At 53.6% G+C, this 16671-nt stretch carries 10 protein-coding genes; 5 read left to right on the top strand and 5 right to left on the bottom strand.

Annotated elements, in window-relative coordinates; all coding sequences use genetic code 11:
• Nucleotides 1-7: 7 nt before the first annotated feature.
• Nucleotides 8-2047, bottom strand: coding sequence for an SEL1-like repeat protein (locus QET93_RS00430; RefSeq protein ID WP_280132599.1), 2040 nt, complete (start codon nucleotides 2045-2047; stop codon nucleotides 8-10).
• A 117-nt stretch (nucleotides 2048-2164) separates the two neighbouring features.
• A complete protein-coding gene (locus tag QET93_RS00425; RefSeq protein ID WP_280132598.1) occupies nucleotides 2165-6586 on the bottom strand; it encodes a M16 family metallopeptidase in 4422 nt (1473 codons plus the stop codon).
• Nucleotides 6587-6749: 163 nt separating this feature from the next.
• Between QET93_RS00425 and QET93_RS00420 the strand changes: the two genes are divergently transcribed.
• Entirely contained in the window at nucleotides 6750-7451 is a 702-nt protein-coding gene (locus tag QET93_RS00420) for a hypothetical protein (RefSeq protein ID WP_280126724.1), read from the top strand.
• Complete coding sequence (locus QET93_RS00415; RefSeq protein WP_280132597.1) at nucleotides 7435-7662, top strand: helix-turn-helix transcriptional regulator; 228 nt, start codon at nucleotides 7435-7437, stop codon at nucleotides 7660-7662. Before QET93_RS00420 ends, QET93_RS00415 begins: the two co-directional genes overlap by 17 nt.
• A gap of 163 nt (nucleotides 7663-7825) precedes the next feature.
• On the opposite strand, the gene carB is transcribed toward QET93_RS00415, so the two are convergent.
• The 3 genes from carB to QET93_RS00400 form a co-directional block, all read right to left on the bottom strand.
• Complete coding sequence (gene carB / locus QET93_RS00410) at nucleotides 7826-11026, bottom strand: carbamoyl-phosphate synthase large subunit (RefSeq protein WP_280132596.1); 3201 nt, start codon at nucleotides 11024-11026, stop codon at nucleotides 7826-7828.
• A gap of 92 nt (nucleotides 11027-11118) precedes the next feature.
• Nucleotides 11119-11694 carry a Maf family protein gene (locus QET93_RS00405; protein WP_280132595.1) on the bottom strand — a complete coding sequence of 192 codons (576 nt, stop codon included), beginning with the start codon at nucleotides 11692-11694 and terminating at the stop codon, nucleotides 11119-11121.
• Between the two features lie 11 nt (nucleotides 11695-11705).
• Nucleotides 11706-13271: a pyridoxal-phosphate dependent enzyme gene (locus tag QET93_RS00400; protein ID WP_280132594.1), complete on the bottom strand. Its 1566-nt coding sequence runs from the start codon at nucleotides 13269-13271 to the stop codon at nucleotides 11706-11708.
• Between the two features lie 123 nt (nucleotides 13272-13394).
• Between QET93_RS00400 and QET93_RS00395 the strand changes: the two genes are divergently transcribed.
• The 3 genes from QET93_RS00395 (at nucleotide 13395) to QET93_RS00385 (ending at nucleotide 16665) form a co-directional block, all read left to right on the top strand.
• Complete coding sequence (locus tag QET93_RS00395; protein ID WP_280132593.1) at nucleotides 13395-14183, top strand: L,D-transpeptidase family protein; 789 nt, start codon at nucleotides 13395-13397, stop codon at nucleotides 14181-14183.
• 68 nt (nucleotides 14184-14251) lie between these two features.
• Complete coding sequence (gene aspA / locus QET93_RS00390) at nucleotides 14252-16087, top strand: aspartate ammonia-lyase (RefSeq protein ID WP_280132592.1); 1836 nt, start codon at nucleotides 14252-14254, stop codon at nucleotides 16085-16087.
• 23 nt (nucleotides 16088-16110) lie between these two features.
• Nucleotides 16111-16665, top strand: a complete 555-nt coding sequence (locus QET93_RS00385; RefSeq protein WP_280132591.1) for an RbsD/FucU domain-containing protein — start codon at nucleotides 16111-16113, stop codon at nucleotides 16663-16665.
• Nucleotides 16666-16671: the final 6 nt, after the last annotated feature.

Below are 16671 nucleotides of genomic sequence, written 5' to 3'. Positions count from 1 at the left end.
AGTCAAGTCAATCCCCTGAAGGGCTGGGGACGGCAGATTTCTGCAGAGACGCCTTGTCTTCTTCTTGTTCTTCCCCTATTTCGTCCACGAGTTTCTGATATCGTTTCTCACATCCGGTATTCGGGTATTTGGAAAGAACTGATAGTTTGTAGTAATTCAGAGCTTTACGAAGGTCTACCGGGGTTCCTGTCCCTTGTTCGTAGATTCTGCCCAGAACGTAGAGATAGGGGCCATCGTCCGGGGATCCGGAGAATTTGTGGTACATGGAATTTGCCAGTTGAAAGGCTTCCTGTTCGTCGCGCCCCGGGAATTCCGAGTGGTCGAGAACGAGGCTGATGAGTTGGAGTTTGACGCTGTTTTCGAACTGTGTCGCGCCATTGACAACCAGACCAAACCTGAAGAGAAGATCTTTATTGTCGTCGCAGTAAACTGTCCAGTTCGGATAGTAAATGGCTTCTGAAAGTGCTCGTTTCAGGAGGAGGTAGGCCTTGCCCGGATTTTTCGGCACTCCGATCCCCTGGGAATAAATGCGGGCAAAAGCATAAAGTGCTGGCAGGTGGCCGTCACGGTAACAGGTATCGCACCACTCTTCCAGTTCGTGAAGAGTTGATGGATCGGCAGAACGGAAAGTTTTTTCGAATTCCGAAACAGCGTAACCAAGATCAGAGTAACCAAGATTATAGGTGAACTGATCTTCAGGGTGCTCAATGACAGATTTTTGTTGCTCACTCATGCATTGTTGAACGATTTGTTCCCACGATGCTGGAGGATAGTAAGATCGAATGATCAATTGATACAGGGAGGGCCATGCTTCGTGGGTCGATACGTAATCGATAAATGGGGTGTACCCGGTTTCCAAAAGACGGTGTGTGAAGGCAAATATATTTTCCCATTCTTCTTGTGAGAAGTAATCTTTGGTTTCGATGCCGAAACGGAGCCAAAGGTACATACAGGTTAAGTCTCCTTGACGGGCTGTCCGGTAGGCATATTGGGAGGCTTCACTGTAATATGCCCACTCTGTACTGTCTTCCGGTGTGTATATTCCCAATCTTACAAGACCGGTTGCCAGAGAATAACTGATATTCCTGAAACCAGGAATTCTACCGATAGCGTTTGCCGCGGCCGTATGGACTTCCCTGATAGCGTTGTCCTTTCTGAATGGAACCTGCTCAAACATCTCAAGGATCATTCGTACCAGATGTCGTTGTGCTTGTAGATCTCCCTTTTTTGAGAGAGAAAGAAGATGATTGTAGATATCTCTTTTGAGTACATCTTTATCCTGTTCAGGGATAATACATTCCAGGACAGCGAAATCTTCGTAATTTCCCTGTAACAATTCCTGATGGAATTCCTGGTATCCTGGCATGGATTCCAATCCGTGGAAAATGGGAACCTTGGGCGTCTGAAAGGGGGTACTTGTTGCATAATAGGCCTTTCGGTCATATGTGGCGGCAGTGTCCCTCATGGTTTCCAGATAACGAAGAAGAAAGGGGGCTGTTCGGGAGCCATATTGAGCGGCTTGCATCAGGTGTTGCCGGGCGTTTTGAAAACCCATCCAGGAATTGAGGGCTGGATTTCTGTACTCGTTTTGAGCTGATATTCTCAATAAATAGGTGAGTGGGGCAGTTGTATCACCCTGTTTGATCTGCTCTTTCAGTTGAACGGAAGAGAGTCCTTCCTGAGGAAGTTCCTGTTCATTTCCCTGTTTGTTGACGACAAAACTGCATGAGGGCGCCAATTGATTTCTCAATTGGAACTGTTGTTGTTGAAGAGCCTTGTCTATTTTTATGCTCTGCTTGACAACATGCTGCGCTTGTTCGTAACGGCGGATCTTTAATCCTGAAAATAGTTTGAGACCTGAAGTATCAGGTTTGATAATACCTTCGTTATCATATGATTCGATGCAAAGAGGATGCATGAGGCCCCGCCGCTGGTTCCAGAGCTGTCGCTGTTGTTCGGAGTAGCTATCGCCGTATTCCGGCCAGAAATACCAAGTGCCCAGAGTAGCCAGGAGGATGGCAATGAGGATGAACGATAGCTTTTTCATGAATAAATCCGGTATTTCTTTGATAGGCGAGGAAGTCAAGGCGATACGGGAGAAAATGGGAAACGGCGAATTCCATGCAGGAATTCGCCGTGGGGTGAGAAGTATTCCGAGATTGAATCAGAAGGTGATTTCTGCCTGTTGCTTGCGGCCCAGCTTCAGATCGGGGATGAGAATAAAATCGTTGGTGAGAGTGCCCACTTCTGTCAGAGGCTGCTTTTTCCCGTCGATGGTGATGTCCGCTTTTTTAACCTGGAGGCGTTTGGGAAACCAAACGGCGAAGCGGCCGTTGTAATCCGCATTGGCGGTGACGGTCAGTCCTTTAGCCGGATCTTCCGCGTCATTCCAGGTAACGGACCAGGGGGATTTGGTGTGAGATTCGTCCAGCCGCGCCACCCAGACGGGATCTCCGTAGAAGGCCACGACGTCACGATCATGAACGAGTCCCATTTGTTCTTGTCCGAGGCCGCAGTTGGCTTTGGTCATGGCTTCCATGAAGCCGGGGTCTTCCTCTTTAATGGCGTTGATGGAGGATGCGTTGAAATCGACATTGATTAAGGCCGGATATTTACGCAGGGTTTCATCCAGGATGAACTGGTTGTTCAGGTACCACGCTTCGGAGAAGGAGCTTTTATCATGGTTGTTGAAAATCAGGGACAGGGTGCCCCAGCCGCCTTTGCCGTACCAGGAAGGAACTGTGTAGCCGACGAGCTGGTTGCAGCCGTACCCGCTCAGAGCCGTGACGGCCATTGAGTTGCGAGTCTTTTTAGTATCGCCGAAGAGGCAGTTGCCGGCTGCAATCCATACCTTGGGTGTGGCATCATGGGCGAGAACGGGCGGTTTTTGCTGCTGGATGTAAGAGGCGAGCTCTTCTTCCTTGCCGTCGAAAAGGACTCCTTTGAGGAAAGAGGCATATTCTTTCTTCTGGTTGATGCCCATCAGGTGGAATTTATTGTCGTAGGAAACGATCAATCCCTTTCCGAAGGGCATTTCCAGATTGTACTGGGTGGCGTGGGAGGAGGTGACGACGAGTTCCGGATGGGACTTTTCCCAGAATTCGGCGAACTTGGGAACGACTCCCTTGTCGCTTTCCGGAAAGGGTTGTACTTTTGCTTCCTGGTGTCCGTGCTGTTCTACGAATTCGTAGGGACCCCAGTCGGTGATGCACATGCTGTCGGTGAAGCGGGAAGCATCGACATTGGTCGTACCTTGGGCACGAGTGATCGTCAGAGGTTCGCTTGCTTTGGCGATACGCATGGCATCGTCCGGGGTAAAGCCGGTAATGATGCCCCAAATGCAGTCGCCGTAGGGATCGTCGTCAATTTTGCGGGTAAGGCGGTGAAGTTTGTTGACGAGGTTGCGGTCGATTTGTTCGGGAGGGGCGACGAGAGCCATGTAACGGACCTCTTCTTTCTTCAAGGCTGGCAGGGCTGAGTCAGGCGTTCCTTTATAGGTGAGGATTTTGGCATTGTGTTTGGCCTTCAGGGCTTCGGCGACAGCCATCCATTCTGGCATCGCCTTCGTCTCTTCGGAGACGAGGACGATGTACGGGGAATTATTTCCTGTTTTTTTTACCACTTGTTTTGCCGGGCGAGCCAGGACAGAAATGGCTGCGGACGGAGCTACGGCTTGATCACTTTTTTTTTTCTCGCCGTCTCCGGTTTTGGCAGGTTCCTGAATGTCAGGGATGATGTTGATGGAGATTTCGCGGCCGGGTTTGAAGATTTCCTTGGCGAGTTTGTTCATATCATCCACCGTGATGGCCTTGTACCCCTTGAGGGCGTCTACGGCGCGGTCGACGCTTTCCGGTTTGGACTGGGACTTGGAAATGGCAGACAGCCAGAACCCATTGTCGCGCAAGGCACGTTCCACTCGGTTGATTAGAGGCTTCAAGGCTCGGCTGAATTCGTCTTCAGTGATAGTTCCCTTGGCGAGATCTCCGGTAATTTCCATGACGGCCTTGGCCACTTTATCCTTATTGGCAAGGACGCCGGGGGCGACGGACATCATGTACCCGTTGTCCGGATAGGTGAGACTGGCTTCATCAAGGACGAAGGGTGAATAGGCTTCTCCCATTTTTTCACGAATACCTTTGAAGAGGCGTTCCCGCAGGATGTCCTTCATCAACTTCAATTCACGTGCTTTCTGGGCATCCTTGCCGTCGCTCGTCGGCCAGACGGTGCAGACGAGAGTCCGGTCAATTGAACTTGGATAGGAGATGTCCTTGGCACTGCCGGAATCTGCAAAGGAGACTTTGAGGGAATCCTGGTTCAGAGCTGCGGGGGCATCCTGCCTTTTTGGAAGAGCTCCGATGGTGCGTTCCAGAATGGGGATGACGTCATCTGGCTTGAAATCTCCGACGAGCGATACCTCCATATAGTTGTTTTTCAGGGCGGGATCAATCCAGTTTTTGACGTCTGCGGTTGTCAGTTTTTCCAATTCCCGGCGTTCCGGGAAATGGAATTTGCCGTTATTGTTATAGAGGAATTCCATGCCTTCTTTCTGGAGGAGGCCTTCGGGCTTTTTGCCCAGCATGTCATAGAGCAGGGGGATAGATCGGCGGAAGGTGATTTCGGCTTCCGGACGGTACCCGGAGTGCATGAGTTGAGCGGCAATGAGCTTTAGTTCCAGCTCAAGATCCTTGGGAGTTGTTTCTCCGCTGACGTTGAATCGTTCATCGCTGATGGAGAAACCGGATTTCACGGCATGGCCGGCCATGAGTCGTGCCAGGTCATCAATGGAGTGAGCTTCCAGACCTCCGTTATTGACGATGACGGGGGCAAGGATGGAGAGAGCTTCGCTTCCCTTGGGCATGGTGACGGAACCGCCGTCGATTTCAGCCTGGACGCGGATAATGTCCTTGTCGAATTCCGTGGGTTTGAGGTTGACCCGGATGCCGTTGGAAAGAACGATCTGGCGGGCTCCCGTCCTGGGGTCTTCCTTGCTGGATACGACTTTACCGGGTTCTCCGATATGGTCGTAGGCAAAGGGGGTACGGGCTTCTTCCGCCCGGGCTTCTACCGGGACGGACGAGGAGGCTTCAAAGGCCTTGACGATGTCCTTGTCTCCATTCGGGTTGGCTTCCTTGCCGGAGACCGTGATCTTGATGTTTTTCAAGTCGAGGATCTTTTGGAGGGCTTTCTGGCAGTTTTCCGGTGTGATAGCCTTGTCTGCAATGGCCTTTTGGAGGACTCGCATGTCTTCGCGGGGATCGGTGAAAACTTCCTGCTGGGCGATGCTTTGAGCAATGCTGCCACTCAGGTCTGCCGATTTGTTTGTTTCCCAGGATTGAACGGCGACTTGGGCGTCGTTGACCATATCCTTGATGATATCTTCAACTTCATTCTTAGAGAAGCCGTACTGCTGGGCGCGGCGGAGTTCCTGTTCGAGGACGGAAAGGGTTTGTCCCCATTTGTCGGGCGTTGTGTTGGCTGTCAATGTGGAGAGATCCGCAAGCTGGAACATGGTGTCCTTGCCCATGCCGGCTTTGATGAAGGGGCAGTCTTCTTTCTTCGTCAGTTCGGCAAGGCGGCGGTTAAGCATGGCCATGGCGGCGTTATCCGTGAGATCCTTGATACGTTTTTCGACCGTATCCGCTTCCGTTGCATGTGCCTTGGCGTTTACGAGGGAGACTTCCGTACCGGAAGCGTCCTTGTTGGAAATCCATTTAGCGGCGACACCCTTGTAGGGTTTGATGCGTCCCCAGTCTCCCTTGGCGGGACCTTCCGGAGTTTTTGTCATGGAAGAGAAGTATTTTTCCACCCACTCCTTGCCTTGTTCGGGAGTGATGTCTCCGACGATGACAAGCTGCATGTTATCCGGAGTGTAGTGGGTCTTGTAGTAGTCAAGGAAGAGAGAGCGAGGTCCCTTGTTGATGAAATCCAGCGTGCCGATCGGCATGCGTTCTGCAACAATGGTACCGTCGAGGAGGAATCCGAGGGCTTCCTGCATCATGCGCTGCTGGGCGGAGTCGCGGACGCGGTATTCGCTGGTAATGATGCCGCGCTCGGAGTTGATGGCGCTTTCGTCCAGATGGGCTCCGTCGGCGAAGTCGCGCAGAATGGTGAAGGCGAGATCGACCGTGTCGGGCTTGAGGCTGGGCAATTCCAGCATGTAAACTGTTTCGTCGAAGGATGTGTAGGCATTGGCATCGCCTCCCAGACCGAGTCCGTGGCGCTGCATGACTTCCATGATTTCCCCGCGTTTGAAGTGGTTGCTTCCGTTGAACACCATGTGTTCCAGGAAGTGGGAGATCCCCCGGTTTTCTTCGACTTCATTCAGGGATCCCGTGTTGACGCGGAGCTTGAGACTCATGCGACCCTTGGGCTCCAGATTGGGTCGGATGAAATATTCCAATCCGTTCGGCAGGACGCCGGAGACGATTCTGGGATCCTGTTGGAGGGTATTGGTTTCGTTTGCCTGCTTGAGTGCCGTTGCTTCCGTGGCGGAAGCATCTGCATGTTGTTCATCGGCGTGGAGTGCTCCCGTGCTAACGAGGGATACGGCCGCCACAAGGATTGGAGTTACAGGAAGGTATCTCATGAGTTATTGTCCGTAACCTAACGACTCCCGGCTTGGCAAGTCAAGGAGGCAGACTGCAATCGGGAGAAAAGTAGGACATCGAATGTGTCAATTTTTGGAAGGAATGGACTAAAATGCAAAATATATATTGCAAAATGGAATATTTATATTACATTGTCAGAGTATGAAAAAAGTAACGGCTACAGACGAACGTCTTGTCAAATTGTCTCATCAGCTGTTGGCAAGGTGGTATCCTTTGATGCTCGCGATGATCATTCTCGGCGGAGTCGTCAAATTCCTGTTCATTTCCCGTGAGGTAAACATTTACTATTTGGAATTGGTATCCCTGTTGTCGGTTGTGTACCTTTTGGTGCACTATGTGAGGAACAGAGCTGTTTTTACGGAAAAGTCCGACGAGTGTATGGTACAGTTGCGGCAGACGTATCTCAGCAGGGCGTTTATGTTTTGTTTCTGGGTCTATGTATTAGGGAATCTTTACTATTTATTCCTCCATGATACAGCGGTCCAGCTGGTCAATCTGCTCGTCTGGTTCATACCATGTTCGATCTTGACCCTTCTTCTGGTCAAGAAGGGATTACTGTTGATGTCTCCCGATCGGAAGCTTGTTGCCCGTTCAGGGAAAGACAGGTTTAGGGAATTAAAGAAGAGAGCGGTTGTTTTTTCGGTCGTAATGACCTGCTTCATGCTATGGGGAATGCCGTATTGCCTGGGTGTACCTTTCGAGTGGGGCTGGAATGCGTATTGCAGGATGGCTTTGGGAGTGGTGTGTGGCATAGGTTGGTATTATGGGATGAAATTCTCTATTCTTCAGGCGGAGAAAAGAGCCGAACAGGCATTGGAGAACAAAGATGACGAAGGAAAATAAATCCGTCCATCCATCGCGGGGTCTGCGACTGAAGCTGGCCAGAGTCGCCCGGGGGATGTCTCAGGAAGAACTGGCCGCGGCAGTCGGCGTCGTTCGGCAGACGATTGGGTTGATTGAGCTGGACAAATACAATCCGACGCTGAATCTTTGCCTTTCTATCTGTCATGTCTTGGGCAAGACGCTGGACGAGTTGTTCTGGGACGAGGAATAATTCCCTTTCCAGGATCCCCGAAAATGTGGTACCCGTTGCCGGCTTGGGATTGCTGTGGTGCTTTACTCCAAACATTTCCCCTTGATGGAGGCATGTAACGAAACAGCCCGCCCCGAATGATCGGAAGCGGGCTGTCTGCTTGAGGGGATATGTTGGAACTGGTTCAGGCCAGCCCGTGGTATTCTTGGAGGGTTTGTACGTCCGCGCTTTTGTTGCGGATGCCGTCCATGGCTCCGACGCATGCCTTGGCTGATGCCATATTCGTGCAGTAGGACGTCTTGGTGGAGACGGCCGAAGCGCGGATGAGGACGTCGTCCTTACGGGCGTCATGATTGCCGGGCGTGTTGATGATGAAGGCGATTTCGCCATTCTTGATCTTGTCTACAATATTCGGGCGTTTGCCTTCGTTGACTTTGTAGGCGCGTTCGCACTCGATGTCGTGCTGGAGGAGGTGGATCATTGTGCCGCGCGTGGCGCAGAGCTCGAAGCCGAGCTTCACAAGCGTCCGGGCCAGGGGGACGACGCTTTCTTTATCCCGGTCACTGACGGAAATGAATACCATGCCTTTTTCCGGAAGGGGATTGAAGGCGCTGATCTGCGACTTGGCGAAAGCAATGTCGGGATCCGGGTCGATGCCCATGACTTCGCCGGTGGAGTGCATTTCCGGGCCGAGGACGACGTCGATGCCGGGGAAGCGGTTCCACGGGAAGACGGCTTCCTTGATGGAGTAATAGTCCGGGATGATTTCCTTCGTGAACCCGAGTTCGGCGAGAGTCTTGCCGGCCATGACCTTGGCTGCCAGTTTGGCGAGGGGTTTTCCAATCGTTTTGGAGGCGAAAGGAACCGTGCGGGAAGCACGGGGATTGACTTCGATGATGTAAAGCTGTTCTTCCTTGACGGCAAACTGGATGTTCATCAGGCCCTTCACTTCCAGTTCACGTGCAAGTTCCTTCGCGGCGCGCATGATTTCCTTGTGCATGCGCATGGAGATACCGGCTGCTGGGATCATGCAGGCGGAGTCTCCCGAGTGGATTCCGGCAGGTTCGACGTGTTGCATGATAGCCCCGACGACGGAGATTTGGCCGTCGGAGATAACGTCGACGTCGATTTCCACGGCATTTTCGAGGAAGCGGTCCACAAGGATGGGGCGTTCCGGAGAGGCGTCGACGGCTTCCCGCATGTAACGGGTCAATTCTTCGTCGTCATAGACGATCATCATGGCTCGTCCGCCAAGGACGAAAGAGGGGCGGACTAGGACGGGATAACCGATGCGGTTGGCAACGTCCAGGGCCTCCTCGGGAGAGGTGGCCGTCCCGGCATCAGCCTGCTTGAGACCGAGCTTGTCCAGCAGAGCTGAGAAGTATTTGCGGTCTTCTGCCAGCTCGATGGACTTCGGGCTGGTTCCGATAATAGGCACGCCGTGGCGTTCCAGTTCAGCGGCGAGGTTCAGGGGGGTCTGTCCGCCGAATTGGACGATGACGCCATCGGGTTTTTCCTGGTCGCAGATGTTGAGGACGTCTTCCAGAGTCAGGGGCTCGAAGTAGAGCTTGTCGGACGTATCGTAGTCGGTGGAGACGGTTTCGGGATTGGAGTTGACCATGATGGTCTCGTAGCCGAGTTCCTTCAGGGCGAAGGAGGCATGGACGCAGCAGTAGTCGAACTCAATACCCTGGCCGATACGGTTGGGACCGCCGCCGAGGATCATGATTTTCTTCTTGTCGGACGGGCGGGCTTCGTTTTCATCTCCATAGCAAGAATAGTAGTACGGAGTGTAGGCTTCGAATTCGGCAGCGCAGGTGTCGACGAGGCGGTAAGTCGGGACAATGCCGCGCTTCTTGCGTTCGTCGCGGACGCTGTCTTCCGATTCTCCGCGGGCCAGGGCGATCTGGCGGTCGGAGAATCCGAGTTTCTTCGCTTTTTCGAGGGGGATGTCGGAGAGGCGTTCGCCGGAGATGGCCAAATCTTCGAGCTGGGCGAGGAACCAGGGATCGATTTGGGTGATGTCGTGGATTTCTTCGGCGGTGAATCCGTGGGCAAAAGCCGTCTGGAGCCAGAAGATGCGTTCGGCGTTCGGAACTGCCAGCTTGCGGGATATTTCGTCGGTGGAGGGATTTTTCGGCATTTTGCTGTCGAAACCGAATCCCCAGCGTCCGGTTTCCAGCGAACGGAGCGCCTTCTGGAGGGATTCCTTGAAGGTGCGGCCAATGGCCATGGCTTCGCCGACGGACTTCATGGAGGTGGTCAGAGTCGGGTCGGCATCCTTGAATTTCTCGAAGGTAAAGCGCGGGACTTTGGTCACGACATAGTCGATGGAGGGTTCAAATGAGGCAGGGGTTTCCCGGGTGATGTCGTTGCGCAATTCGTCGAGGGTATAGCCGACGGCGAGTTTGGCGGCGAATTTGGCAATCGGGAAGCCGGTGGCTTTCGAGGCAAGAGCCGATGAGCGGGACACGCGCGGGTTCATTTCGATGACGATCATGCGGCCCGTTTTGGGATCGGTGGCGAATTGGATGTTGGATCCTCCCGTTTCGACACCGATTTCGCGGATGACGGCGAAAGAGGCGTCGCGCATGACTTGGTACTCGCGGTCCGTGAGTGTCTGGATGGGAGCGACGGTGATGGAGTCGCCGGTATGGACGCCCATGGGGTCGAGGTTTTCAATAGAGCAGATAACGACGCAGTTGTCGGCACGGTCGCGCATGACTTCCATTTCGAATTCCTTCCATCCGAGCAGGGATTCCTCAATCAGGATTTCCGTTGTCGGTGAGAGATCAAGGCCCCGTGCCGCGATTTCTTCGAATTCCGTTTTGTTGTAAGCGATGCCGCCGCCTGTGCCGCCAAGGGTGAAGGCGGGGCGGATGATGAGCGGGAAGGTACCGATCTCAACGGCGATGTCGCGAGATTCCACCATGTTGTGAGCGACTCCGGACTTGGGAACGTCCAGACCTATTTTGATCATGGCTTCCTTGAATCTCAGGCGGTCTTCGCCCTTGTCGATAGCGTCGGCGTTGGCTCCGATCATGCGGACGCCCTCGCGTTCCAGGACTCCGCTCCTGTGGAGTTCCATGGCGCAGTTGAGGGCGGTTTGTCCGCCGAGGGTAGGAAGCAGGGCATCCGGTTTTTCCCGGAGGATCACCTTTTCCACAAACTCGGGGGTGATGGGTTCGATGTACGTTCTGGGGGCAAACTCCGGATCCGTCATGATGGTGGCGGGATTGGAGTTGATGAGGACTACCTCGTACCCCTCTTCTTTGAGGGCTTTACAGGCTTGCGTTCCCGAATAATCGAATTCGCAACCTTGGCCAATGACGATCGGACCTGAGCCGATCACGAGAATTTTGCGGATCGAGGTGTCTTTGGGCATTGAAGAACAAGTTTAAATCTGCAGGTGTATGGCAGAAAACTGGCCGCTTGGCAAGCCCCTCTGTAACAAATCGTGAATGCAAGAGATTCTTCCTAGCGGGAATATCCCCAGGCTGCCAGTTGGCGCATCAGGGCATCAATGGGGAGGCCGATGACATTATTGGCATCTCCTTCGATGGACTCGGCGATCATGTCTCCATGCTCTTGAAAGGCATAAGCCCCTGCTTTGTCAAGGACATGTACGAGTTCCAGATAGCGGTCGATAGTTGATGGAGAGAGCTTCCGGAATTTCACTTTTGTGATGACCGGCAAGTCAATGTGACCCAATGGAGAACGCAAGCAGACACCGGTGCAGACACAGTGAAATTTTCCGGACAGCATTGTAAGCATGCGGACGGCATCATTCCTGTCGCAGGGTTTGCCGAGAGGTTCGTTGCCGAGGAAGACGAGGGTATCGGCCCCGATGACGGTAGCATCGGGGAATTCGCGGGCGACGGCATCGGCTTTCAGGCCGGCGTTGTACAGGCAGAGACGTTCCGGTTCCATGGAAGAATCCTGGATTTCGTCGGACGGTCGGACGATGATCTCGAAATCGAGTCCGGTGGACGCCAAAAGGTCTTTACGCCTCGGGGATTGCGAGGCGAGGATGAGGCGTGGGAGAGGAGACATGCCGCTACTGATTAGTGCCCTTTGAAGTGGATGGGATTCTCGTTGCCCATGATGCGTTCCTTGGCTGTCTCGGAGACATTGTGGACGGCACGAATGACATTGCGGGGCATTTTCCCGATGCGGTCCATACATGCTTCCCGCATGTCGGGTGAATCGAATTCCAGACCGACGAGGGCACGTCCGACGCGTTCGCCGGAGTAGGCGTAGTTGAAATAGCAAACTGAGGCTATATCGACAATGCGCTCCATGAAATCCAGTAAGGCTCCGCAACGTTCGGGGAATTCGATTTTGACAAAGAGCGGGTTGTCGAAGAGTTCCGTCTGATAGTGGATAATGCGGAAATTGACGTCGTCGTCGGCACTGATGTCCTCGAACCCGATATCCTTGTCCTGAAGCCGTTTACGGATGAGGTCCAGGTCTTCGTCGGAGACGGACACTCCGAAAACGGGGTATTGGATATCCCCGGCGGTTTTGCCGTATTGCATGTCGACGAGGGTGGTCGATTCCGGCATGTTGCGGAGGTATTTGAGCAACTGGCCCTTCTTGGCGGCCATGGGGATGCGCAGGTAGTGGGTTTCGTAGTTGCCGATGCCGGCCTGGCGGGCGATTTGTGCCAGGTGGGTGAAATCCATATTGGCGCCGGAAATGATGACGAGGCTTTTTTCATCGGGTCGAACCAGGCCTTCGTCCCATTGCTTGAGGAATCCGGCCAGTCCCATGGCTCCGGAGGGTTCGGGGACGACGCGGTTGGCCTCCCACATGGCACGGATGGAGTGGCAGACTTCGTTGTTGGTGACGGTGACGTATTCGTCGACGAGCTCTTTGCAGATTTCAAAAGTTTCTTCACCGGGGATGCGGACGGCAGTGCCGTCGCAGAAGACATCCACGTAGGACAGAGTCGTACGTCCTCCTTGTTCGACGGAAGCTTTCATGGATGCCTGGTCGATACCTTCTACGGCAATGATTTTGATGTCCGGCCAGAATTTTTTCAGCCCGCAGGCTACGGCTGCGGCAAGACCGCCGCCTCCGATTTGGACGTAGGCGCGGTCAAATGGACCGTGGCCGCTCATGACGACTTCGTCGGCCAGCGTTCCCTGGCCCCCCATGGTTTTAATGTCGTCGTAGGGGTGGATGAATGAACAACCGTGTTTTTCGGCGTACTGGTGGGCGGCACTGGCGGTTTCATCGTAGCTGTCGCCGTGCAGGACGATTTCGACATGGTCGCCGCCGTGGCGTTTGACTTCCACCTGTTTAACTTCCGGGGTAGAGCGGGGCATGTAGATGCGCGCCTTGCAGTTGAGTACGCGTGCCGCAAGCGCTACACCCTGGGCATGATTTCCGGCAGAGGCGGCGACGACACCCTTGGCGAGTTTGTCCGCAGGCAGGGATGCCATGCAATTGTAGGCGCCTCTCCATTTGTAGGCCTTAATGGGGCCGAGATCCTCGCGCTTGACATAGACGGGGGCGTCGATTCCTCTCAGATTCAGTTTCTGGAGGGGGGTGGGCTTACCGACGGCGTACACGCGTTGGCGGGCCTGGAGGATTTCTTCGAAAAGGCGATCGTTGAGTTCGCTCATGGCGGATGGTTGGAAATGTTCTGCAAGAGTCTACATCAAAGAAACGGAGACGTGAACCATTAATTTTCGCTACAGTCTCCGAAAAGGATTGAATCATACCTCTATTTTGGTTCTCCTGTCGCCATGAGCGCTTCCAAACGAGGAGGATTAAGCTGGATGATATGGGTAGGTGTTCTTGTGACGACGATGTGTTTCCAAGCATGCAATGACTCTGCGAAGGCCCGTGACGTACAGGCCAAAGCCCGGACGTCGCCGAAGATGTCCGAATATCTGGCACCGGGTAATATGCATGTGGGCAGTCCGGTTTTTCTCCGAGCAATCAAGGAGGATAAGATTCTGGAACTGTGGGTACAGCCGAAGGGCTCCGGCTCGTTTGTTCTGGTGAAGCGTTATCCGGTGGCTGCCATGTCCGGCAATCTGGGACCGAAGGAAAAGGAGGGGGACAACCAGGTGCCGGAAGGTTTTTACGAGGTTGTTCCCGCTGCCCTCAATCCGAATAGCAAGTACCATCTTTCCTTCAATATCGGCTATCCGAACGAGTATGACCGTTCTCTGGGACGCACCGGTTCCTACATCATGGTACACGGCAGCGACGTATCGGCGGGATGTATCGCCATCACGGATGAAGGTATTGAGGAAGTGTATACGATGGTGGCGGAAGCCTTGAAGGAAGGGCAGAAGACAGTGCCTATCCAGATTTATCCTTTTGTTCCGACCCCGGCCAGGCTGTGGCAGGAACGTAAATCTCCTTATTTCCCGTTCTGGAAAGTGCTGGAGAAGACATGGGAATGGACGGAGTTGAATAAAATGCCGGCTCCGATTGTCTTTGAAAACAACCAGCTTGTGATGAAAATCCCTGCTCCTCTCCAGACTCCTCCTCCTGCCCCGGAAAAAGAGCTGACACAGTCCTAGTTGACGCAGTCCCGGAAATTTGTTGTTTCTCGTTGAGATTTCCTTCGGAAAGTGGTAGGAACTCAAGAATGAAGGAAGAGCTGTTTCCGCATTCGTTGCGTTCATCGCTGTTAAAGGATTTTACATCGGACGATTTGGATGTCCTGTTGGAATATGGACGGGAGAGTGTTTATGTCCCGGGCGACTTTTTGTTTTATGAAAAGATGCCGCCTTCGCGCCTGTACGTCCTGTTAACGGGGAGCGTCCGTTTGGCCCGTGGTATCGGGGATGAGCTGAATCCCCTGCTGGATGTCGGACCCGGTTCCCTGCTCGGGGAGAGAATGCTCTATGACAAGGGCAGCCCCCATTCGTTAACGGGAGAAGTGATGGAGCGCTCCGTGTGCCTTGAGTGGAACCATGACGACCTTGACCGGTTGGGCAGGGCTCATCCCGAACTGTTGGAGCGTCTGCGGACGACAATAGCCGGAAGCGTATCGCTGCGTCCGGTTCTTGGTGCTCCTGCCGGGAATAAACCGGGGGATGTTTTCCGGGTGGAGAAGGATCTCCTCGGTGAGCGCAAAGTGCCTGCTTCCGCTTTGTACGGCATCCAGACGATGCGCGGCGTGGAAAATTTCCCGATTACGGATATTCCTCTGAGTTCCTATCCGAACCTGATTCGCGGGCTGGCTTTGGTGAAGAAGGCGTGCGCCCTGACGAATGCCGATCTCGGCCTGCTGGACAAGGAACGCAGCCGAGCCATTGTCCAGGCTTGCGATGAATTGCTGGACGGCAGGTTCTATGATCATTTCGTGGTAGATATGATGCAGGGGGGCGCCGGCACGTCATGCAACATGAATGCCAATGAAGTGATCGCTAACAGGGCGTTGGAACTTTGCGGACGGGAGCGCGGCGACTATGCTTTCATCCACCCCAACAATCATGTTAACCTGAGCCAGAGTACGAATGACGTGTACCCGACGGCATTCCGGCTGGGGCTGCGGTTTGCCCTGAAACGCCTTCTGCTGGCTGTAGACAAACTGGCGGGCTCTTTTGAGGCGAAGGGGGCGGAGTTTGCCGATGTGATCAAAATGGGGAGGACCCAGTTGCAGGATGCCGTTCCGATGACGCTGGGACAAGAGTTTTCGGCGTTTGCCTGTACGCTGCGCGAAGACATCCAGCGGTTGGAGGAAGCGGAGAATTTGCTCAAGGAAGTGAACATGGGGGCGACGGCTATCGGTTCCGGTATCAGTACAGTGCCCGGTTACCGCGAACGCGTCCGGGAACGGTTGCAGGAGGTTTCCGGGCTGGAGATTGTGACGGCCAGCAATCTGTTTGAAGCGACGCAGGATACGGGGGCTCTTGTCCAACTATCCGGGGTTTTGAAGAGGACATCCACCAAGCTTAGCAAGATTTGCAACGATTTGCGCCTGCTTTCTTCCGGCCCACGTGCCGGACTCGGGGAAATCAATCTGCCTCCTCTTCAGCCGGGCAGCAGCATTATGCCCGGGAAGGTGAATCCCGTCGTGCCGGAGGTCGTCAACCAAGTGGCTTTCGAGGTGATCGGTAATGATGTAACCATTACGATCGCCGCTGAGGCCGGACAGTTGCAACTCAATGTAATGGAGCCGGTTATTGTCTGGTCTCTCTTCAAGAGCATCAATCACTTGAGGCAGGCTTGCATTGTTCTCAAGGAACGGACGGTGGATGGAATTACCGCTAACCGCGATGTGTGCCGCAGCTATGTGGACCGCAGTATTGGCATTGTGACGGCTCTTTTACCCGTCATTGGTTATGCCCAGGCGACGGAGCTGGCGAAGGAAGCCCTGCATTCTACCAAGAGTGTTCGTGAAATCGTGCTGGAGAAAGGTATTTTGACGGAAGAAGAGGTGGATCGCTACCTGGATCCGCGCAACATGTTTTCCTGATTGCAACCGAATGGAGTGATCCGATGAAACGTAATATTGTCTCCTTGCTGGCCTTTCTGCTTCTCGCCTGTTCCTGTTTAGCGTCCGAAGGGCGGGAAGACGGATTGTCCCAAGTGAAGAATATGATGCCTTTGCTGGGGCATCGCAACTGGGTTGTGGTGACGGATGCCGCTTATCCTCTCCAGAGCAATCCCGGCATTAAGACGATCGTGGTCGACGGGGAACAGCCTGCCGTTGTCAAAGCGGTTCTGGACATGCTGGCCGTGCAGAAACACGTCCGCCCCCTTGTGTATACGGATACCGAGCTCGATTTTGTCCGTGAAGAAGATGCTCCCGGAATTAATGCCTATCGTGAAGGATTGCGAAAAATGCTTTCCGGCGTCCGTCCGGTTTCCCTGCCGCATGAAGACATCATTGCCCAATTGGATGAGGCGGCGTCCGTCTTCAATGTCGTCATTATCAAGACCCAAGGGTTACTGCCTTATACCTCTGTGTTTTTCAAACTGGATTGCGCCTATTGGACGGAAAAGGGAGAAAAACGCCTGCGTGATGAAATAAAAGAGCATTCCACTCCGTAATCATAT

This window comes from Akkermansia sp. N21116 (assembly GCF_029854705.2).
Classification (GTDB): domain Bacteria; phylum Verrucomicrobiota; class Verrucomicrobiia; order Verrucomicrobiales; family Akkermansiaceae; genus Akkermansia.
The sequence above is the reverse complement of the archived record's forward strand: the minus strand, read 5'-3'. Positions and strand labels throughout refer to the sequence as shown.